Source organism: Streptomyces sp. SID14436, from assembly GCF_010548465.1.
GTDB lineage: Bacteria > Actinomycetota > Actinomycetes > Streptomycetales > Streptomycetaceae > Streptomyces.
On the sequence record NZ_JAAGMD010000255.1, the window covers coordinates 1 to 651 of the forward strand.

The following is a 651-nucleotide window of genomic DNA, read 5'->3' on the forward strand; positions in this document are numbered from 1 at the left end:
GCTGCGCACCGGCACGCGCGTGCGGAGCGCCGAGCCCGGGGCCGTCCTGCTCGACGACGGCACCCGGCTGCCCGCCGGCGCGGTGGTCGTCGGCATCGGCGCCCGCCCGGCCACCGGCTGGCTGACCGGCTCCCGGATCGCGCTCGGGGCACAGGGCGAGGTCGTCGCCGACCGGCACCTGCGGACCAGCGCGCCGCAGGTGTACGCCGTGGGGGACTGCGCGTCCTTCCCGTCGGCCCGCTACGGCGAGCGCCTGCTCGTGCACCACTGGGACAACGCCCTCCAGGGCCCCCGCACGGTGGCCGCGAACATCCTCCGGGAGCGCACCGGCGAGCCGCCCGCGGTCTACGACCCGGTGCCGTACTTCTGGTCCGAGCAGTTCGGCCGCTTCGTCCAGTACGCGGGACACCACGCGGACGCCGACCGCACCGTGTGGCGCGGCGACCCCGCCGGCCCGGCCTGGACCGTCTGCTGGCTGCGGGGCACCCGGCTGGTCGCGCTGCTGGCGGTGGGGCGCCCCCGGGACCTGGCGCAGGGGCGCCGGCTGATCGAGGCGGGCGCCTCCATGGACCCGGACCTGCTGGCCGATCCGGCCCGCCCGCTCAAGTCGGCGACGGCCTGACCCGGGCCCGCGCGCGGCAGCAGGCCGGC

The 651-nt window shown here is 78.8% G+C and carries 1 protein-coding gene; it reads left to right on the forward strand.

The features are described 5' to 3' along the window. A partial coding sequence (locus G3I53_RS09175; protein ID WP_164438213.1) for an oxidoreductase C-terminal domain-containing protein occupies nt 1-622 on the forward strand: 622 nt, incomplete at its 5' end. Between the last annotated feature and the right edge of the window lie 29 nt (nt 623-651).